At 70.5% G+C, this 20265-nt stretch carries 13 protein-coding genes and 1 pseudogene; 10 read left to right on the forward strand and 4 right to left on the reverse strand.

Translation table 11 applies throughout. The features are described 5' to 3' along the window. Positions 1-85 precede the first annotated feature (85 nt). A pseudogene (locus ACZ48Z_RS15625) lies at positions 86-1597 on the forward strand (glycosyl hydrolase family 95 catalytic domain-containing protein); the annotation flags it as partial. 18 nt (positions 1598-1615) lie between these two features. Here ACZ48Z_RS15625 and ACZ48Z_RS15630 read toward each other — a convergent pair. Then, positions 1616-1789, reverse strand: a complete 174-nt coding sequence (locus ACZ48Z_RS15630) for a hypothetical protein (protein ID WP_328744308.1) — start codon at positions 1787-1789, stop codon at positions 1616-1618. 313 nt (positions 1790-2102) lie between these two features. On the opposite strand from ACZ48Z_RS15630, the gene ACZ48Z_RS15635 reads away from it, so the two are divergent. The 4 genes from ACZ48Z_RS15635 to ACZ48Z_RS15650 all read left to right on the forward strand — a co-directional run bounded on the left by ACZ48Z_RS15635 (position 2103) and on the right by ACZ48Z_RS15650 (position 12829). Beyond that, positions 2103-7301, forward strand: a complete 5199-nt coding sequence (locus ACZ48Z_RS15635; protein ID WP_468736375.1) for a family 43 glycosylhydrolase — start codon at positions 2103-2105, stop codon at positions 7299-7301. Between the two features lie 244 nt (positions 7302-7545). Then, complete coding sequence (locus ACZ48Z_RS15640) at positions 7546-9198, forward strand: glycosyl hydrolase family 28-related protein (RefSeq protein WP_468736376.1); 1653 nt, start codon at positions 7546-7548, stop codon at positions 9196-9198. Continuing rightward, positions 9195-10454 (forward strand): alginate lyase family protein, encoded by a 1260-nt coding sequence (locus ACZ48Z_RS15645; protein WP_468736377.1) that lies wholly within the window; start codon positions 9195-9197, stop codon positions 10452-10454. The genes ACZ48Z_RS15640 and ACZ48Z_RS15645 overlap by 4 nt, the downstream gene beginning before the upstream one ends. A 215-nt stretch (positions 10455-10669) precedes the next feature. Further along, positions 10670-12829 (forward strand): hypothetical protein, encoded by a 2160-nt coding sequence (locus ACZ48Z_RS15650; protein ID WP_468736625.1) that lies wholly within the window; start codon positions 10670-10672, stop codon positions 12827-12829. Positions 12830-12862: 33 nt separating this feature from the next. On the opposite strand, the gene ACZ48Z_RS15655 is transcribed toward ACZ48Z_RS15650, so the two are convergent. Continuing rightward, positions 12863-13669: an SAM-dependent methyltransferase gene (locus tag ACZ48Z_RS15655; RefSeq protein ID WP_468736378.1), complete on the reverse strand. Its 807-nt coding sequence runs from the start codon at positions 13667-13669 to the stop codon at positions 12863-12865. A 69-nt stretch (positions 13670-13738) separates the two neighbouring features. On the opposite strand from ACZ48Z_RS15655, the gene ACZ48Z_RS15660 reads away from it, so the two are divergent. After that, on the forward strand, positions 13739-15148 hold the full coding sequence (locus ACZ48Z_RS15660; RefSeq protein WP_468736626.1) for a PP2C family protein-serine/threonine phosphatase: 1410 nt from the start codon (positions 13739-13741) through the stop codon (positions 15146-15148). 1 nt (position 15149) lies between these two features. On the opposite strand, the gene ACZ48Z_RS15665 is transcribed toward ACZ48Z_RS15660, so the two are convergent. Continuing rightward, on the reverse strand, positions 15150-15578 hold the full coding sequence (locus ACZ48Z_RS15665) for an ATP-binding protein (RefSeq protein WP_468736379.1): 429 nt from the start codon (positions 15576-15578) through the stop codon (positions 15150-15152). 275 nt (positions 15579-15853) lie between these two features. On the opposite strand from ACZ48Z_RS15665, the gene ACZ48Z_RS15670 reads away from it, so the two are divergent. The 4 genes from ACZ48Z_RS15670 (at position 15854) to ACZ48Z_RS15685 (ending at position 18789) form a co-directional block, all read left to right on the forward strand. Further along, positions 15854-16729 (forward strand): helix-turn-helix domain-containing protein, encoded by an 876-nt coding sequence (locus ACZ48Z_RS15670; RefSeq protein ID WP_468736380.1) that lies wholly within the window; start codon positions 15854-15856, stop codon positions 16727-16729. Next, positions 16726-16977, forward strand: coding sequence for a DUF397 domain-containing protein (locus tag ACZ48Z_RS15675; RefSeq protein WP_468736381.1), 252 nt, complete (start codon positions 16726-16728; stop codon positions 16975-16977). The genes ACZ48Z_RS15670 and ACZ48Z_RS15675 overlap by 4 nt, the downstream gene beginning before the upstream one ends. Before the next feature lie 75 nt (positions 16978-17052). Beyond that, positions 17053-17871, forward strand: a complete 819-nt coding sequence (locus ACZ48Z_RS15680; protein ID WP_468736382.1) for an SAM-dependent methyltransferase — start codon at positions 17053-17055, stop codon at positions 17869-17871. 177 nt (positions 17872-18048) lie between these two features. After that, on the forward strand, positions 18049-18789 hold the full coding sequence (locus ACZ48Z_RS15685) for an SDR family NAD(P)-dependent oxidoreductase (RefSeq protein ID WP_468736383.1): 741 nt from the start codon (positions 18049-18051) through the stop codon (positions 18787-18789). Positions 18790-18813: 24 nt separating this feature from the next. Here the strand turns inward: ACZ48Z_RS15685 and ACZ48Z_RS15690 are convergent, their stop codons facing one another. Next, positions 18814-20052 carry an ROK family transcriptional regulator gene (locus ACZ48Z_RS15690; protein WP_468736627.1) on the reverse strand — a complete coding sequence of 413 codons (1239 nt, stop codon included), beginning with the start codon at positions 20050-20052 and terminating at the stop codon, positions 18814-18816. Between the last annotated feature and the right edge of the window lie 213 nt (positions 20053-20265).

Here is a 20265-nt window from a genome sequence, read left to right on the forward strand (position 1 = left end):
GACCTTCCACCCCCACCTCCCCCCCCCCCCCCCCACCCCCACCTCCCCCCCCCCCCCCTCCCCCGCCCCCCCCCCCCCCCCCCGACTCCCGTACTCCGCCCTCTCGGTGGACCATCGCGCCTGGTGGCAGGCCTACTACCGGAAGAGTTTCCTGTCCGTCCCCGACGCCCGTATCCAGCGCTTCTACTGGATCCAGCTGTACAAGGCGGCCTCCGCGGCCCGCCGTGACGCCCCCGTGATGGCGACGAGCGGCCCCTGGCTGGAGCCCACGCCCTGGCCCAACACCTGGTGGAACCTCAACGCCCAGCTGGAATACTGGCTGATCCACGGCTCCAACCATCTCGAACTGGACGCCGTCACCCGGTCGTTGAGCGAGTTCCGGGACAACCTCGCCCAGGAGACGCCGGCCCCGTACCGCAGCGACTCGCTCGGTATCCCCCGCACCACCGATCCCCACCTGGTCAACGGCGCGGCGAGCACCCTCATGGGCTACGGCGTCGGCATCCCCGGCCAGGACCCACCCACCCCCGAGGTCGGGAACCTGACCTGGGCGTTGCACAACGTCTGGCTCAGCTACCGCCACACCATGGACAGGTCGATCCTCCGGGACGTCCTGTTCCCGCTCCTGCGCAAGGCGATCGCCTACTACCTGCACTTCCTCGAACCCGGCCCGGACGGCAAGCTGCATCTGCCCGCCACCTTCTCCCCGGAGTACGGCGGCGACTCACGCGACTGCTCCTACGATCTGATGCTTCTGACCTGGGGCTGCCGCACTCTCCTCGACTCCGCGGAAGTCCTCGGCATCGACGACCCGCTGGCGCCCCGCTGGCGTGAGGTGCTGGCGAAACGGGCGCCGTATCCGACGGACGCGAACGGCTTCATGATCGGCGCGGACATCCCCTTCGCCAAGTCGCACCGCCACTACTCGCATCTGCTCGCGATCTACCCGCTGTACGAGGTGACCGGCCGCACTGCTGACGAACGCGCCCTGATCGAGCGGTCGTTGGCGCACTGGGTGGGCTTCGAGGGCGCCCTTCAGGGCTACACCTTCACCGGCGCCGCCTCGATGTCGGCCCTGCTCGGCAAGGGCGAGGACGCGCTCGGGTATCTCGGCGAGCTCATGACCCGCTTCATCCGGCCCAACACCATGTACCAGGAGTCGGGGCCGGTCATCGAGACGCCCCTGTCGGCGGCCCAGTCGCTGCACGACATGGTGTGCCAGTCGTGGGGCGGTGTCATCAGGGTGTTCCCCGCGCTGCCCGCCGCCTGGCAGGACGTGAGCGTGCACGGCTTCCGTACGCAGGGCGCCTTCCTGCTCAGCGCGGTCCGCCGGGGCGGCGCCACCCGCTGGGTACGGCTGGTCAGCGAGGCGGGGGCGCCCTGCGTCGTACGGCACGGGATGGCGGGCCCCGTCGACGTACGGGACGAGCGGGGCCGCCGCCTGCGTCACACGGACGCCGGCGGCGGAACCCTCCACATCGCCCTGCGCGAGGGCCGGTCGGCACTGATCACCGCCGAGGGCGACCGCCCCGACCTGACCGTCGCGCCCGTACGTCCCGTCGAGGACGCCCCGCGCTGGGGGCTGCCCGTCTCCTGAACACGGTCGGGCCCGCCACTACCGGCGGCCGCGCGCGGACCAGCCGCTGCCGATGCCGGCCAGGTGAAGGGCGAGGACCATGAGGCCCAGCAGCATGATGTTCGTCGAGCTGAAGGTGTCGTTGGTCGAGATGTCCGCAGCGTTGATGAGGAAGGAGATGAAGAACAGGACCGCGGAAATGATGGCCAGCATGGTGCCCACCCCTTCGAATGATTTCGGATGACTCGGACGAGTCCTGGACGGGTTCGAACCGCTTGGTCGTTCACGCTGCGCACGACCCGAATGCCCGCAACTCGTGAAGACATGCAGGGCGACCGGTCAACACCGCGTGGAACACGGACCATTGGCACCGGGAAACAAGTCGTTCGACCAGTCGGACATCGTTCGAAACCTCTTGACGTGCCAGTAGAACGCGATTGACACTCTCGCAACACAACGTCACACAGCCGAAACGGCAGGGTGCCCACAGCCGAGGCCCCGCCATGCCTCAGCAGGGAAAACCCATATGACGTACTTCGCACGTCCGCGCACCCGCGCGAGACGCCGGGCGGGCCGCCTCGCCGGTCTGACCGCCGCGTCACTGCTCCTGGGTCTCGCCGCCCCCACGATCCCCGCCCTGGCGGCGGACACCGTGGACACAGCCGATGGACTGGCCCTCTGGTACAAGTTCGACGGCGCGTCCGGCAGCACCGTCACCGACGCCTCCGGCAACGGCCGCGACGGCACGGTGAACGGGACCGCCGACTGGTCGGACCCCGGACAGGGGCTCGCCTTCAACGGCTCCGACACCTACGTCAAGGTGCCGGACGACGTCATGAAGGGCATGAACTCGATCACCGTCTCCACGGACGTGCTGATCGACTCCGCGCAGAGCACGCCGTACTTCGTCTACGGCTTCGGCAACTCCAGCGGGGGCAACGGCAACGGGTACCTGTTCACCACCGGCAACTCCCTGCGCACCTCGATCGCGACCGGCAACTGGACGACCGAGCAGAACACCAAGCCCTCCGACGGGCACAACCTCACCCGCGCGGTGTGGAAGCAGCTGACCTACACGCAGACCGGCAGCACGGGTGTGCTGTACGAGGACGGTGTCGAGGTCGGCCGCAACACGGCGGTCACGATCACGCCCGGTGCCATCGGCTCCGGCTCCACCACCGCCAACTACATAGGCAAGTCCGTCTACTCCGGTGACAGGCTCCTCAAGGGCCGCATCCGTGACTTCCGCGTCTACGACCGCGCCCTGAACACCTCGGAGGTCGAGCAGCTCTCCCTCCCCGTCGCCACCCAGGGCGTCACCGCCGACAAGGCCGCCCTGAGCCTCGGCGACACCGGCGCGGTCACGGCCGACCTGGACCTGCCGAAGACCGGGACCGCCGGCGGCTCGACCATCAGCTGGGCCAGCGACAACCCGCAGGTGGTGACCGACGCCGGGAAGGTGACGCGGCCGGCCGCCGACGAGCCGAACGGACACGCCACCCTCACGGCGACCCTCAAGAAGGGCACCGTCACCGACACCAAGAGCTTCGACGTCACGGTCCTGCCCGACTTCGACGACACGACGGCCACCGAGCGGGCCGCGCAGGCCCTCGCCGTCCGCAACCTCGACGACGTCCGCGGCAACCTCACCCTGCCCGCCCGGGGCGACTACGGCACGGACGTCACCTGGTCCTCCGCGACCCCGGACGTCGTCTCCGCCGACGGCGTCGTCCACCGCCCCGCGCACGGCGACGGCGCCACCACCGTGGACCTGACCGCCACCGTCACCAAGGGCGAGGCGAAGGCGACCCGCACCTTCACCGCGAAGGTCCCCGAACTCCCCGCGAAACAAGCCCTCAAGGGCTACATGTTCAGCTACTTCACCGGCGAGGGCACCTCGGACGGCGAGCAGCTCTACTCGGCGCTCAGCAAGGGCGACGACCCCATGAAGTGGCGGGAGCTGAACGACGGCAAGCCCGTCCTGACCTCCACGCTGGGCGAGAAGGGCCTGCGCGACCCGTTCATCATCCGCTCCCCCGAGGGCGACAAGTTCTACCAGATCGCCACCGACCTGAGGATCTACGGCAACGGCGACTGGGACGCCTCGCAGCGCACCGGCAGCAAGTCCATCATGGTCTGGGAGTCCACCGACCTCGTCCACTGGACGAACCAGCGGCTGGTGAAGATCTCCCCCGACAGCGCGGGCAACACCTGGGCGCCTGAGGCGTTCTACGACGCGAAGCTCGGCGAGTACGTGGTCTTCTGGGCGTCGAAGCTGTACGACAACGAGGCGCACTCCGGCGACACGTACAACCGCATGATGTACGCGACCACCCGCGACTTCTACACGTTCAGCGAGCCCAAGGTGTGGGTCGACCGCGGCTACTCGGTCATCGACTCCACGATGATCCAGAACAACGGCACCTACTACCGTCTCTCGAAGGACGAGCGGAACAACACCTCCTCCACGCCCAACAGCAAGTTCATCTTCGAGGAGAAGAGCGACTCGATCCTCAACCTGAACTGGACCGCGGTCGCGGAGGGAATCGGCAAGGGCGCGATGAACGCCGCCGAGGGACCGCTGGTGTTCAAGTCGAACACCGAGGAGAAGTGGTACGCGTTCCTCGACGAGTTCGGCGGCCGCGGCTACATCCCGTTCGAGACGACCGACCTCGACTCCGGCACCTGGACCCCGGTCGCCGACTACGACCTGCCGGCCAAGCCGCGCCACGGCACCGTCCTGCCGGTCACCCAGGCCGAGTACGACCGTCTGCTGCGCGCCTACCAGCCGGACCAACTCGTCGAGAACGTCGAGAACGTGCAGGTGAAGACCCGGATCGGTGAGGCACCCGTGCTGCCGGCCACCGTCGTCGCCACCTACGCGGACGGCGTCAAGCGCCCCGTCGCCGTCACCTGGGACGAGGTCCCGGCGTCGAAGTACGCGCAGGCCGGCACCTTCACGGTCACCGGAAGCCTGCCCGACGGCGCCGCGCTCCCGGTCCAGGCCGAGGTCACCGTGTCACAGGAGGGCGCCGACGTACCGGCCGACCTGCTGCTGCACTACGGCTTCGACGAGAGCGGTGGCAACATCGCCCGTGACTCCAGCGGACACGGCTACCACGGCACTTACGTCGGCACGCCCGCCTTCGGCACCGGTGTCGAGGACGGCTCGTTCAAGATGTCCGGCGACTCGAACTCGCCGTATGTGAAGATCCCGAACGGTGTGCTGAAGAACGCCGACAGCGTGACCGTGTCGACGTACGCCAAGTGGAAGGGCGGCAGCAGCTTCCAGTGGCTGTTCGGACTCGGTCCGGACAGCAACAAGTACCTGTTCGCCACGCCCTCCAACGGCGGCAACAGCCTCTACTCGGCCATCAGCAAGGCGAGTTGGTCGGCGGAGTCGAAGCTGACAGCCGGTTCACAGCTCACGCCCGGCGAATGGCGGCACGTCACCGTCACCCTCGACGGGGCGACCGGGTCGATGGTCCTCTACGTCGACGGCGTCGAGGCGGCCCGCACGACCACCACCATCAAGCCGTCCGAGCTGTACGACGCGAACAAGGACTACAGCGGCTACATCGGCAGGTCCCTGTACGCGGGCGACCCGTTCTTCGGCGGCGAGGTCGACGACTTCCGCATCTACGACCGGTCCCTGACGGCCGCGGAGGTGATGGAGCTCAGCGGCAACACCGCGGGCATCGCCAAGGCGACGCACCCGGCGCTGAAGGTGGACGCCATCGTCGACAACGCCGACAGCAAGGTCACTCTGCCGCTGAAGGAAGGCACCGATCTCACCGCGCTGGCACCGGAGTTCACCCTGGCCCACGGCGCGGCGATCAGCCCCGCCTCCGGCAGCGTGCAGGACTTCAGCAAGCCGGTGACGTACGAGGTGACCGGGTCCGACGGCAAGAAGCGGACCTGGACGGTGTCGGCGCTCGTCATGAGGAGCCCGGTCCTGCCGGGTCTCAACGCCGACCCGAACATCGTCCGCTTCGGCGACACCTTCTACATCTACCCGACCACCGACGGCTTCGAGGGCTGGAGCGGTACGCAGTTCAAGGCGTACTCCTCCACCGACCTGGTCCACTGGAAGGACCACGGCGTCATCCTCGACCTCGGTCCCGACATCTCGTGGGCGGACAGCAGGGCCTGGGCGCCGACGATCGCCGAGAAGAACGGGAAGTACTACTTCTACTTCTGTGCCGACGCCAACATCGGTGTCGCGGTGTCCGACTCGCCGACCGGGCCGTTCAAGGACGCGCTGGGCCAACCACTGCTCAAGGCGGGCCAGTTCAGCGGTCAGATGATCGACCCGGCCGTGTTCACGGACGACGACGGGCAGTCGTACCTCTACTGGGGCAACGGCCATGCCTACGTGGCCCCGCTGAACGCCGACATGACCTCGCTCGACCTCACGAAGATGAAGGACATCACGCCCAGCGGCTACAACGAGGGCACCTTCGTCATCAAGCGGAACAGCACCTACTACCTCATGTGGTCGGAGAACGACACCCGCGACGAGAACTACCGGGTGGCCTACGCCACCGGCTCCTCCCCCACGGGTCCCTGGACCAAGCAGGGCGTGATCCTGGAGAAGGACCTCTCCCTCGGCATCAAGGGCCCCGGCCACCACTCGGTCGTCCATGTGCCGGGCACCGACGACTGGTACATCGCCTATCACCGGTTCGCCATGCCCGGCGGTGACGGCATGCACCGCGAGACGACCATCGACAAGATGGAGTTCGGCGCGGACGGCCTGATCAAGAAGGTCGTACCCACCCTGACCGGCGTCGACCCGGTGACCATCGTGCACGCCGGTGCCGACGGCACCGGCAAGGAAGGCGACGCGATCGCGCTGAACGGCACGATCTCCGGTGCGGGCAGCCCGAAGTGGACCGTCGCAGCGGGAGCGCCCTGCACCGTCGCCGCCCCCGGGGCTGCGGCCACGACGGTCACCTGCACGGACAACGGCACCTACACGCTCACCCTGACCGGCGGGCGTAGCAGTGACACGGTGACGGTCAAGGTGGCCAACGCGGCGCCGGCGATCGTCTCGGCCACGGGTCCGCAGTCCCCGGTGGCGGTCGGAAAGGGCACGGTCGTCACGGCCGCGTTCACCGACCCGGGCAGGAGTGACACCCACACCTGCAAGGTCGACTGGAAGGACGGGAGCGCGCCGCAGTCCGGCAAGGTCACCGCCTCCGGCTGCCGGGCCGAGCACACGTACACCAAGGCCGGGATCCGCCGTCCGGTGATCACCGTCACCGACGACGACGGCGCCTCGGACAGCAGGACGCTGCCCGAGCTGATCGTCTACGACCGCACGGCCGGGCCCGCGCTCGGTGCCGGCCTCTTCGGTTCTCCGGCCGGCGCCTACCCCGCCAAGCCGGGCCTGACGGGCAAGGCATCCTTCACCTTCGGCGCGGCCTACACGCCAGGAGCCGTCGCGCCCGTCGGCAAGGTCTCCTTCGACTTCGGCCCGGCCTGGCTGAAGTTCCGTTCCACCGGCTCCGACTGGCTCGTGGTGACCGGCTCCCAGGCCGTCTACCAGGGATCCGGCACGCTGGGCGGCAAGGCCGGGTACGCCTTCCGCGTCACCGCCACCGATGCCCCGGACACCTTCCGCATCAGGATCTGGAAGAAGTCCGGAGGTGAGGTCGTCTACGACAACCTCGCCGGTTCGAAGGTCAGCGGGATCGTCACCGTCGGCGCCAAGCGACGGTAGGCCCGGGAACCGCGCACGGACAGAGCCCCGCCGACAGACACCCTGTCGGCGGGGCTCCGCGTTGTCGCCTGTTCATGGACGTGGTCAATTAACCTCTGCGCAACCTCTTTCGCCCGGATGAACCTCATGGCATGCTCACCGGCCAACGCACTTCTGAACGTCGTTCACATCCATGAAAGGCACATGGGAAGGGCGAACGGACATGAGCAAGGCGCACACGGGCCCCCTGGGTCATCGGAATGGCATGGGCATGACCAGGCGGACCCTGCTGGGCAGTGCTGTCGCCGCGGCAGCCGCCGCCGTCACCTCACCGGCCGCCCACGCGGCCGAATTCCCCTCACTGTGGCGGGAGTTCAACCGCACCCCCTTCACCCACCCGCAGATCCCGTACGTCGGCAGGGCCGGCTGCCGCGGCGGGGCGGCGCACTTCCCCCGCCGCCCCGTCGTCGCCGACGTTCGCCGTTTCGGTGCCGTGGCGGACGGCTCCACCGACTCCGCCCCGGCGATCAACCGTGCCATCGCCGCTGTCGGAAAGGCCGGCGGTGGCACGGTCACCATCCCGCCGGGCACGTTCCGCATCGACGACGTCATCCGCCTGGACCGCTCGAACGTGGTCCTGAAGGGCGCCGGCAGCGGCCGTACGACCCTGTACGCGACGAAGAGCCTCACCGAACTGATCGGGGTGTACGGCTCCCGCTACGGCGGCGACAAGTCGTCCTGGTCCTGGGCCGGGGGTCTCATCTGGCTGGCACCCAGGGCCCGTTGGGAATCCCTCGTCGCCGCGATCCGGGCCCGGGCGTGGCCCTTCGAGGGCTGGACGGGCAACCGGCGCGACGAATGGCGGACGCTCACCGCGGTCGCCCCGGCACGGCAGGGCTCCTGGACGGTGACGGTCGCTGACGCGTCGTCGCTGCGACCGGGCACCCTGGTCCTCCTGCGGCTCTCCGACGACGCGGACCACACCCTCCTCGAGCACATGTGCGGCGGCGGCCCCGGACCCGAGGCCTACTACTGGGACGACAAGACGAAGCTGACCTCGTACGTCCCCTACGAGTGGCCCGTCCGCATCACCCGCGTCCACGGCCGCAAGGTCACCCTCGAACGCCCGCTCCCGCTCGACATACGCCCGGAGTGGACGCCGCAACTCACCACACATGTGCCTGAGTTGACCTGCTCCGGGGTCGAGGGGCTGACCCTGGAGGCGGTGCAGACCCCCCAGCAGCCGCATCTGCTGGACAAGGGGCACAACGGCGTCGTGCTCCAGTGCGCGTACGACTGCTGGGTGGACGATGTGACGGTCCGTCATGTCGACAACGGATTCGGTCTGGTGGCCGCTTCCGCGTGCACCCTGCGCAGGACGCGCGTGGCGGGCCGCGGCTCCCATCACCCCTACTTCTGCCGCGAGGGCTCGCACGACAACCTCATCGAGGACTTCACGATCGAGCAGCGCACCACGCCCGCGCCCGCGGGTACCCAGCTGCACGGGATCAACGTCGAGGGCCTGTCGTCGTACAACGTCTGGTCGCGCGGTGACATGCGGATGGGCACCTTCGACAGCCATCGCGGCCTGCCCTTCGCCAACGTCCGCACCGACATCACCCTGAACAACGACGGCCGTCACGGCGGTGACGCGAGCGCGGGTCCCCTGTTCGGCGCCCGGTTCACGCACTGGAACGTCCGGGTCACCAACGGCCGCGCGGGGCTGGTGAGGATCGACGGCCTGGCGCCGTACTCAGCCACCGTCGGCATCGACGAGGTCAGGGAGTTCGACCAGGTCGACGTACCCGACTTCACAGGCGATCTGCACACGCGCCTGGAGCTGTACGGCAGTCCGGGCGCTGTGCGGCCACGGAACCTGTACGAGGCCCAGCGCCGGCTGAGCGGAGCGGTCCGATGAGCGCTCGATCCCGCCTGTGCGTCCTTTTGACGGCCCTGGCCGCCTTCACCACAGGCCTCGCCGCCCCCGTGTCCGCGCAGACCGCGACCCCGCACACCGTGGTCCTGGACGGCACGCGTCTGCAGCGGACGAAAGTCCGGCTCGACCACGGCGACCCGCAACTCCGGCTCTCGGTCAGGGCGTTGACGTCCCGCGCCGACAAGTGGCTGAACCAGGGCCCCTGGACCGTCGTCGACAAGCCGAGGCCCGCCCCCGGCGGCGACGTCCACGACTACCTCAGCCAGGCCCCCTACTGGTGGCCCTCCCAGCCCCCGACCGCCGACAACCCCTGGGGCTGCCCGTACGTGCAGCGCGACGGCGAACGCAACCCCGAGGTCGACTCCGGCACCGACCGCCAGGACGTCGAGAAGACCTTCGACTCCGCCTACGACCTCTCCCTCGCCTGGTACTACACCGGCCAGAAGCGGTACGCCGAGAAGGCCGGGCAGGTACTGCGCACCTGGTTCCTCGACCCGGCCACGAGGATGAACCCCAACCTCGACCACGCCCAGTTCATCCCCTGCAAGTACGACGGCCGCGCCATCGGCATCATCGACTTCTCGCAGTCGTACACCGCCGTCCTCGACGCGCTCGCGCTGCTGGACACCGGTGCGCCGGGCTGGAGCGGGAAGGACCGCACCGGCATGGCCCGTTGGAACACCGACTTCCTCGGCTGGCTCAAGGACGGCGACTTCGGCAAACAGGAGGGCGCAGCCGCCAACAACCACGGCACCTTCTACGACATGCTGCTCGCCGGCCTCGCCTGCGCGACCGGGGACAGGGCCCTGGCCCGCCGGACAGTCCTTGACGCCCGCAGCAAGCGCGTCGCGCCGCAGATCGCATCCGACGGGAGCCAGCCGCAGGAGCTGGCCCGCACCCGGAGCTGGCACTACTCGACGTTCGACCTGGTCGCCTACACGCGGCTCGCGGCGATCGGCCGGCACGTCGGCGTCGATCTGTGGGCGTACCGCGGTCCGGAGGGGCAGAGCCTGTTCAAGGCGGTGGACTATCTGCTGCCCGCCGCGACCGGATCCGCCGCGTGGCCCCATCCCGAGCTGGAGTTCCTCCGGTACGCGGCGACCGACGTCGTGCATGCGGCAGCCGACGCGGGTGACGCACGGGCCCGGAGAGCGGTCCCGTCGCTTGAGGCACCGCCCGGCGGCGATCTGTGGGCCCTGCGCCCGGCGGCGGAACAACTGGACTCCATCGCGGGGTGAGGGTCCCGGCGGGGCGTGACACCCGGTGGCCTCCTGCGGCCGCAGCACACGCAGGAGGCCCGCCCCGCGCCGGTGGGAGTCGGCATCCGCTCCGGTACCCGTTCCTTTCGCCGGCCTTCGGAGACCGGGCAGGTCACAGCCGTGGTCGCGCCGACCGACCGAGCGTGCCGTTTGCGGGCCGCGCGGGTCGCGGTGACCATGGTGCCATCGAGAACCTGCGTGCCGTCGAGGAGCGAGGGTGGATACGGATCGCCGCCCTCGTCGTCGCCGTGCTCTGCACAGCGCTCGTCACCCTGGCGGCCACGGCCCGGGCCACGGTCGTCTCGCCAGGGTTCTACCAGTCCGTGCTCAACGAGGAGTCGGCCTACGACCGGCTCTACGACCAGGTCCTGGTCGACCCCCGGACGGCCCCCGTCACCCGTGGCCTCCTGGCCCGGCTACCGGTGCCCGAAGCCGTCATCACCTCCAACCTCAAGCTGGTCCTGCCGCCCGAGACGGTACGAGAACTCACCGACACCCAGATCGACGCCCTGGTCGGCTACCTCAACGGCGACCGGGACACCCTCGCCCTGAACGTCGACCTGCGACCGGTACTGGCCAACCTCAACGACCTGGCGCACACCTACTTCGGCGACCTCGTCTCCGCCGTGCAGCAGAAGCCGGAGCCGGACTTCGCGGCGTTCTCGACCGATCTCGACGCCGCCCTCAAGGCCCTCGTCGCCGGACACGCGCCCTCGGCGCTGCCCGCTCTGCCCCTTTCCGAGGAACAGGCCGCCACCGCGGCCCGCCACATCCTGGCCGCCGTGCCCGAACAGCAGCGCGAGGCACTGCGTGACGATGTCGAGGTGGCGCTGGCCGCCGGGGACGTCGCCACCGTCCTGGCCACCGTGGCACCCGCGGTGGTGTCCCGGCACACGCAGGACGCGGCCGCCCGGCTGCGCACGCTCTCCGGGGGAGACAACTGGAACGTCACACGGACACTGGACACCTCCGGCGACGATCCGGCCGCACTGCACCGGGTGCGCGCCTACACCGCCACCGGGCTGGGTCTGGTGGAGGCCCTCGCCGCCGCCCTGCTGGTCGCCGCCCTCGCCCTGCTGTGGGTCACAGGACCCGTATCCGCGGGCCGGAAGGCGATGCTGCTGGGCTGGTCCCTCGCCGCCGGCGGGTTTCTCGCCGCGCTCGTCGCCGTGCTCGCGCGTCTGATCAGCGGCGGCCGGGTGATCAGCCCGCCGTCGGGGTGGGCGCCGAGCATCGCCCGTCTCGTCGACGACCTCCAGCGCACGGCTCTCGACGACATGACGGCGACTGCGCTCGCCACCGCCCTGATCCCCCTGGTCGCGGGTGCGCTCCTCGTGGGGACCGGCTGGACCCTTCAGGTGCGTCCGCGCCTGCACGTCCCCTCCTCACGTCTGCGCCTTCTCGCGGCCGGCACGAGTGCCGCCGTCGTGGCCGGAGTGATCCTGGTGCCGCTCGCCGCGAGCCCCTCCGCGCCCCGCAGATGCCAGGGCAGCCCGACGCTGTGCGACCGGCGCTACGACGAGGTCGCGTATCTGACCTCGCACAACGCCATGTCGACCACCGTCGACCGGTTCATCGGCCCCCTCCAGGACCCGGGTGTCACGGCACAGCTGGACGACGGAGTGCGCGGCCTCCAGCTCGACACCTACCACTGGGAGAGCCCCGACCAGATCACGGCCCGGCTCGACGACTCCGACTTCACGCCCGAGCAGCGCACCCTGATCGCCTCCGCCGTCAACAAGGTCAACCCGCCGCGCGAGGGACTGTGGCTGTGCCACGCCGTGTGCCGGGCGGGGGCGATCCCCCTCGTGCCGACGCTGCGGGAGATCGGCGACTGGATGCGCGCCCATCCGACCGAGGTCGTGACGCTGATCGTCCAGGACGCGATCAGCGGCAAGGACACCGCGGAGGCGTTCCGGCAGGCCGGTCTGACCGACCTGGTCCACACGCCGGACCCGGATCCCGGCAAGGCCTGGCCGACCCTGGGCGACATGATCGACAGTGGCCGTCGGCTCGTCGTCTTCGCCGAGCAGGCGGACGGCCCGGCCACCTGGTACCGCAACTTCTACCGGTACGGCATGGAGACGCCGTTCGCCTTCCGCAGCCCCGGCGAGATGAGCTGCGTGCCGCACCGGGGCGGGACCGGCAAGAGGCTGTTCCTGCTCAACCACTTCATCACGAACAACGGTGGCAGCCGCCTGGACGCCGGCGAGGTCAACTCCCGCCGGTACGTGCTCGACCGCGTCCACCGCTGTGAGCGCGAACGCGGTCATCCGGTGAACTTCGTCGCGGTCGACTACACGACGATCGGCGACGCCGGCAGTGCGGTCGACACGCTCAACTCCGAGCGCTGAACGTGTCGTTGTGGCAACCGCGTCCCGGCGAGGTCACCCGCTCCTGCGGCCGACCCCCGCGTACACCCAGTACTCCGACGGGTTCTCCGGGATGTCCTCGTCGGGGCGCCACAGGGGTACGTGGACCAGGCCCGGTTCCGTGAGGTCGAAACCGGTGAAGAGGTCCCGGATCTCGTCGTGGGAGCGGGCGGTGACCGGTGAGGTGGCCCGGGAGCGGTACAGCTGGGTCACGGCGGCGGCCGTGTCCGGACGGTCCTCGTTGGTGGCGTGGGACATGGCCAGCCAGCTGCCGTCGGGCAGGGCGTCCCGGAACGCGGCGACGATGCCGGCCGGGTTCTCCTCGGGGGTGACGAAGTGCAGGATCGCGACCATGAGGACGGCGACCGGCTGGTCGAAGTCGATCAGCTTGCGCAGCTGCGGCGACGCCAGGACGTCGGCCGGACGCCGGATGTCGGCGTCGACGATGTCCGCGTGCGGGTTGTCGGAGAGCAGGGAGGTGCTGTGGGCGACGGCCACCGGGTCCTTGTCGACGTAGACCACACGGGCGCCCGGGCTCGCCGACTGCGCCACCTCGTGGACGTTGCCCTGCGTCGGGATCCCCGAGCCGAGGTCGATGAACTGCCGGATCCCCTGCCCGGCCAGGAAGCGCACGGCCCGTCCGAGGAAGGCGCGGTTGGCCCGGGCCAGCATGCGCACCTGGGGATCGATGGCCGTGACGGCTGCCACGGCCTCCCGGTCGATGGCGAAGTTGTGCTCCCCGCCCAGCAGGGCGTCGTACATCCGGGCTACGCTCGCCTTGTCCGGATCGGCCCCTGGCGGCAGAGCATCCGTGTCGGTCACCAGAAAGTCCTTCCCCACCAAGGTACTTGACGCCTCATCATATAGTTGCCGTCGACGCCTGGCGATCAGTTGTCCCCGCCGGGCACCCGGACCCCCACCCGGAAAGGCACCACGACCCTGCGGAACGAACCGCGCAGCCGCTCCGACGACACCCCCGCCGTGCCCCCGCCCCGTCGGTCGGCCTTCTCCCCCGCGGCCGACGTCATCGGCTCGGAGCTGGACCTGGGGCTGACCGGCAGCCATGTCGTGCACGCGCTGACGCCCGGCTTCTGCGACGCGGCGTCCCTGTATCTGCTGGAGCGGTGGCGGCGCGAGGAGACCACGTACGCGGGCGCGGATCCCGCCCAGATCGAGGCGCGCCGCCTGGCGCTGCGCGTGGGGACGGACGCGCCGGAGTCCTGGGACGGTGTGCTGCCTGTCGGCGAGGTGCTCGTCTTTCCCCGTGAGACGCCGTACGCCCGCGCACTGGTCGACGGGCACGCGCAGTTGCTCGACGGGGTCGACGACCACACCGCCGAGCGGCTCGCCGCGTCCGCCGGCGAGGACGCGCGGCTCGGCGAGCTCCTCAAGGCGCGTTCGTTCCTGGTGGTGCCGCTGCGGCTGCGGGGCGGGGCGATCGGTTTCGTCGCCTGCTCCCGCGGGCCGGACCGGGGGCCCTTCGTGACCGCGGAGGTCGCCGCCGTGGAGTCGCTGGCCGCGCGGGCCGCGGTCGCCCTGGACAACGCCCGCCGCTACGAGCACGAGCGCCGTACCGCGCTGGCCATCCGGGGCAGTCTGCTGCCGGGCACGATCCAGGAGGTCGAGGGCTGCCGCATCGCCCACGGCTCCCTCCCCGCCGGGCAGGGCTCGATCATCGGCGGTGACTGGTTCGACGTACTGAGACGGCCCGACGACCGGGTCAGCCTCATCGTCGGGGACGCCATGGGGCACGGTCCGGAGTCCGCCGTGGCGATGATCCAGCTGCGCACCGCCGTCCGCACCCTGGCGAGCCTCGACATCCCCGCCGCCGATCTCGTACGCCGGCTCGACGCGCTCGCCAGCGACACCCCGGGCGCCTCCTTCGCGACCTGCATCTACGCCGAGTGGGACCCGCGGCGCCGCACCTGCACCCTCGTGGGCGCCGGTCACCCTCCCCCGCTGCTGCGCGGGCCGGACGGCAGGACCGCTCCGGTCACCCTGGTCAGCGCGGGCCTGCCGCTCGGCCTGGGCGCGGGCACCTACGAACCGACCGTGCTGACGATCGACGCCCCGGTCCTTCTCGCGCTCTACAGCGACGGCCTGGTCGAGTCCCGGGACGCCGACATAGACCACGAGATCGCCCGTCTCGCCCGCTCCCTGGACACGGCCGCCGCCGAGGCGGCCGAGAGCAAGGACTCGCTGTCCGCCCTGTGCCGACGGCTGCTGCACGCCCCCTCCGATCCGGCCGGCGCGGACGACCGCACGCTGCTGCTCGCCGAACTCACGCCCACCGTGGGCTAGTTCAGGCCGTCAGGTTCGCCCATACGGCGTTGCCGCCGGTGAGCCTGGACCGATCCACTCCCCAGGAGTCCGCGAGCTGCTCCACGAGGAACAGCCCGCGCCCGCCCTCGTCGTCGAGGCCCGCCCGGCACTGCCGGAGCGTGGGGCCCGAGTGGTCGTGGTCGTGCACCTCCAGCCTCAGGACCCCGTCGGTGACCAGCCCGATGCCGCACAGGATGCGCACGCTGAGGGTGTGGCACACGGCGTTGGTGGCCAGCTCGGACAGCAGCAGGACCGCGTCGGCACACACGTCGTCCGGCAGGCTCCAGGACTTGAGCCGGGTACCGACGGAGCGCCGGGCCACGCCGACGCTGGAGCGGTGCGCGGGAAGTTCGATCCAGTGGGTTCGCTCCGGGTCCGCGGCGTCTAACAGCTGGCGGGACGAAGTCATGTGGGGGGACACGGTGTTGGCCTTCCGTGGGGGCGGCGGCGCAGCCGGGCGAGACGCATCGGGAAGCGGGACGGTGCCAACGCACGGGAGGGTAGGAGCGGTTGGCGTCACCGTGTTCGCGTTCGGCGGCACGGGTCACACAAGTAACTATGCTCGCACCCAAGTTCAACCTGCAACCAGCTCCCTGATAATTTCAGAAAGCCGGTATCGGTCTGGTGGCGTCATCAAGCCGCTGTCAGACTCGGGCCGGTGACAGACCCTCAGGAGGTCAGGACGTGAGCGAAGGCCGTACGGGCACGGGTGGAACCAGTGCTCCCACCGTTCTGCGCATGATCCTGGGCCGTCGTCTTCAGGAGCGGCGGCAGGACGCGGGGGCCTCCCTGGAGGACGCGGCCAGGGCGCTGCGGGTGACGTCGCTGACCATCCGCCGTCTGGAGAAGGCGGAGGTCGCGCTCAAGCCGCTGTACGTGGAGAAGCTCCTGGAGACGTACGGGGCCGACCGGCAGGAGATCGACGAGTTCATCGTTCTCGCCGAGCGGGCCAACGAGCCCGGCTGGTGGCACATGTACCGCAATGTGCTGCCGAACTGGTTCAGCGCCTACGTCAGCCTGGAAGCCGGTGCCAGGACGCTGCGCACCTACGAGCCCCACTACGTCACGGGCCTGCTGCAGACCCACGCCTACGCGCGGGGAGTGCTGCGCGGCGGCTTCCCCAACGAGGCCGACGCGGACCTCGGACACCGCGTCGACCTGCGGCTGCGCCGCCAGAGCCTGCTGGAGAGACCCGACGCGCCCACGCTGTGGGTCGTGATGGAAGAGGCCGTACTGCACCGCGTGGTCGGCGGCCCCGAGGTCATGCGGGAGCAGATCGAACGGCTCCTGGAGGCCACGGAGCTGGAGCACGTCAGCGTCGACGTCGTGCCGTTCACCGCCGGGGCCCACGTGGGGGCGTGTGCCCCGTTCACGTACTTCCGCTTCGAGGAACCGGAACTGCCGGACATCGTCTACACGGAGGTCCTCTCCGGCGCGATGTACCTGGATCAGCGCTCCGACGTGTCGGCGCATCTGGAAGCGCACAACCGCATGTCCCTGCTGACCTCGGACGCGGACAGCAAGGCGCTCCTGAACCGCATGCGCAAGGAGTACTCATGACCACCACCGACTGTGACGTCTACAACGGGATGCCCGCCGCCGAACTCGGCGACCAGGGCTGGGAATCGCCCTGGAGCGGCCCCAACGGGGGGCAGTGCGTGCAGACGAAGCTCCTGGCCGACGGCCGGGTGGCCCTGCGGCAGTCGACCGATCCGGCCGGGCCCGCGCTGATCTACACCCCGCAGGAGATCGCCGCGTTCGTCGCGGGCGTCAAGCGGGGTCTCGCCGATCATCTGACGGCCGGCTGATCCACGACCCGAGCCGGACCTGCCCCGGCAGCGACCCGCCCGACACCCCCACGCACACCACTTGAAAGGGACAGGATGAGCAACTCGCACGCCGCGCGGGAGATCGACACCAGCCGGCCCCACTCCGCCCGGATGTACGACTACTACCTCGGCGGCAAGGACCACTTCGACGTCGACAAGCAGGCGGCCGAGACCGTCGCGGCCACCTACCCCGGCATCTTCACGTGCGCCCGCGAGATCCGCTCCTTCATGCACCGCGCCACCCGCGTCCTCGCGCAGGAGTACGGCGTCCGGCAGTGGCTGGACATCGGCACCGGCATCCCCACCGAGCCGAACCTGCATCAGGTGGCCCAGTCCGTGGCCCCCGAGGCACGGGTGGTGTACGCCGACAACGACCCCCTGGTCCTCAAGTACGCCGAGCGCCTGATGCGCAACACGCCCGAGGGGCGGACGGCGTACGTCCAGGGCGACTTCACCGGCGCCGAGGCGATCCTGGGCTCCCCCGAACTGGCCAGGACCCTCGACCTGAACCGGCCGGTGGCCCTGTCCCTCAACGCCATCCTGCACTTCGTGCCGGACGACTGGGACCCGTACGGCACCGTGGCCCGCCTCATGGACGCCCTGCCCTCGGGCAGCGCGCTGGCCGTGAGCCACTGCACGGGCGACTTCGCCCCGGAGCTCTGGGAGAAGCTCGTCGGCATCTACGCCGCCGCGGGCACCCGGGCCCAGGTCCGCAGCCGGGAGGAGGTCGCCCGCTTCTTCAAGGGACTCGACCTGCTCGAACCCGCTATCTCCCTGACCCACCGCTGGCGCCCCGACGACCCGCAGGGCCCGGGCCCGGAACTCACGGACGCCGAGGTCAGCGCATGGGCCGGGGTGGGCATCAAGCCGTGACGGAGGCCGGCCGTGCGGGATCCGAGTGCCCCGCACGGCCGGTGCAGACGGCGGACGTGACCGCGGTGTGCAGGGTCGTCACGGAAGCGTGGCCGCAGGCGGGCGGTGATTCTCCGGGCAGGTGGGGGCCCTCGCCTGCCTGATCCGGCGCGATCGGGGCGTGGCACGATCATCGTCATGAGCATCGAGCAAGGGGACCGCCCCGTCGCCCTGGTCACCGGGTCCACGTCGGGGATCGGCGAGGCGGTCGTACGGCGGCTCGCGGGGGACGGGATGCGGGTCGTCGTGCACTCGCGGCGCAGCGCGGAGGCGGGCCGGGCGCTGGCGGCGGAGCTCGGCGGGGCGTATGTGCGGGCCGATCTTGAGGTGGAGGACGAGGTTCGGGGGCTGGTCGAGGCCGCGGTCGGTCACTTCGGGCGGCTGGACGTGCTGGTGAACAACGCGGGCATCAGCTGGCCGATTCCGCACGCGGACCTGGCGGCGGCGACACCGGCGGACTGGCGGCGACTGCTGGAGGTCAACCTCATCGCGCCCTGGGTGCTGTGCACGGCGGCTCTTCCGGCGCTGCGGCAGTCCCCCGGGGGCGGCAGCATCGTGAACATCACCAGCCACGCCGGGGTACGGCCCAAGGGTTCCTCGGTGCCGTACGCGGCGAGCAAGGCCGCGCTGAACCATGTGACCCGGCTCCTCGCGGCCGCGCTGGGGCCCGACGTACGGGTGAACGCGGTGGCCCCGGGCCTGGTGGACACGCCGATGACGAAGGACTGGGTCCAGGCGCACGAGCTGTGGCGGGAGCGCGCGCCCATGCACCGCCCGGCCCAACCCGCCGACGTGGCCGACCTGGTGGCCTCGGTGATCGGCAGCGGCTATCTGACCGGCGAGGTCATCGTGCTCGACGGCGGCCTCAACCTCACCTGAGGGACGCCCCCGGCTGGACCCCGGTCAGCCCGGCACGTCCGTCAGCATCCGCCACCCCGGCGCGTAGTTCCCGTGCAGCACCAGCGAGGCCGCCCCGACCGCGCCCACCGTCTCGCCGATCACGCTCTGTTCGACGGTGACCGCACGGATCGTACGGGCGACGGAGGTGCGGTTGACGGCGGCCTCGACCTCCTCACGGATGATCGGCTCGATGCCGCGCAGCGCCTCGCCGCCGAGGACGACCCGGCTGACGTCGAGAAGGCTGGCCGCGCCCCGGGCCGCCTCACCGATACGGCGCGCGGCGCGGCGTACGACATCGCAGGCGTCGGGGTCGCCCGCGCGGACGGCGCGGCGCAGGATCTTCCAGTCGTCGTGGACCGAGTCCGGGGCGCCGGTGAGGCCGATGCGGTCGGCGGCGGACCGGCCGTGCAGGCGCAGCAGGTCGTCGATGATCGCGGCCGGGCTGACGTACGGGCCGAGGCAGTCCATGGCACCGCAGTGGCAGACGCGGTCGCCGGGCTCCACGGCCATATGGCCGAACTCGCCTGCGTTGCCCGAATCACCGTGCAGGACGGTGTTGTTGAGGACGATGCCGGCACCCACACCAGTGCCGAGGTAGATGAACAGGAAGCTGCCCGCGCGGTCGGCGCCGCCGATCCAGCGCTCGCCGATGGCGGCGGCGGTGGCGTCGTTGTCGAGGGCCACGGGCAGGCCGGTGGCCTCGGCGAACATGTCCACGAGGGGGACGCGGCCCCAGCCGGGGAAGTTCGGCGGGGAGACGACTGCCCCGGTGGTGCCGTCGAGCGGGCCCGGCGCGGCGATGCCTAGGCCGAGCAGGCGGGTGCGGTCCACGGCACTGCGGTCCAGGAGCCGCCCGGTCGCACGGGCGATCCGGTCCACGACGTCGGCAGGGTCGCCGGGGTCGGTGAGCCGCAGGCGGCGGCTGCCGATCACCTCGCCGGCCAGGTCGACCACCACGATGACCGCCGCGTCGGGGTCCAGGTGGACGCCGACCGCGCAGGCGCCGTCGGCCCGGATAGTCAGCAGGGTGCGGCGCTTGCCGCCACTGGACGGGGCCTGGCCGGATTCCGCCACCAGGCCGGCGTCGAGGAGCTTGCGGACGACATTGGAGACGGTCTGGTTGGTCAGGCCGGTGAGGGCGGCGAGTTCGACCCGGCTCACCTGTCCGGTGGTGCGGATGGCGTCCAGGACGACGGCCTGGTTGTAGCCGCCCACCCGTGGCAGGTTCGTCCCGCTGAGCATCGTCACCTGTCGGTCACCTGGTCCCCTCACGTCAGCCGCACTCCCCCCTCGAAGGGCTTCGACGAGCCCTCCGACGGATGAAAGTTTACATACTCGAAGCATTGACTTCATCCATCAAATGGATTTAGCTGACGCCCATAAAATCCGGCCCCCCGGCCAGTCAGCGCAGCGCGGCGCCGAGCGTGGAACCGCCGTCCGACCTGGTCTCCCGGC

It is taken from the genome of Streptomyces sp. NPDC031225, assembly GCF_055570355.1.

Bases quoted from the DNA above. Each gene is read 5' to 3' on its own strand.
- ACZ48Z_RS15690 (WP_468736627.1), bottom strand. From the start codon at position 20,052: ATGCTCAGCGGGACGAACCTGCCACGGGTGGGCGGCTACAACCAGGCC.
- ACZ48Z_RS15665 (WP_468736379.1), bottom strand. From the start codon at position 15,578: ATGACTTCGTCCCGCCAGCTGTTAGACGCCGCGGACCCGGAGCGAACC.
- ACZ48Z_RS15645 (WP_468736377.1), top strand. From the start codon at position 9,195: ATGAGCGCTCGATCCCGCCTGTGCGTCCTTTTGACGGCCCTGGCCGCC.
- ACZ48Z_RS15675 (WP_468736381.1), top strand. From the start codon at position 16,726: ATGACCACCACCGACTGTGACGTCTACAACGGGATGCCCGCCGCCGAA.
- ACZ48Z_RS15635 (WP_468736375.1), top strand. From the start codon at position 2,103: ATGACGTACTTCGCACGTCCGCGCACCCGCGCGAGACGCCGGGCGGGC.
- ACZ48Z_RS15640 (WP_468736376.1), top strand. From the start codon at position 7,546: ATGGGCATGACCAGGCGGACCCTGCTGGGCAGTGCTGTCGCCGCGGCA.
- ACZ48Z_RS15630 (WP_328744308.1), bottom strand. From the start codon at position 1,789: ATGCTGGCCATCATTTCCGCGGTCCTGTTCTTCATCTCCTTCCTCATC.
- ACZ48Z_RS15685 (WP_468736383.1), top strand. From the start codon at position 18,049: ATGAGCATCGAGCAAGGGGACCGCCCCGTCGCCCTGGTCACCGGGTCC.
- ACZ48Z_RS15680 (WP_468736382.1), top strand. From the start codon at position 17,053: ATGAGCAACTCGCACGCCGCGCGGGAGATCGACACCAGCCGGCCCCAC.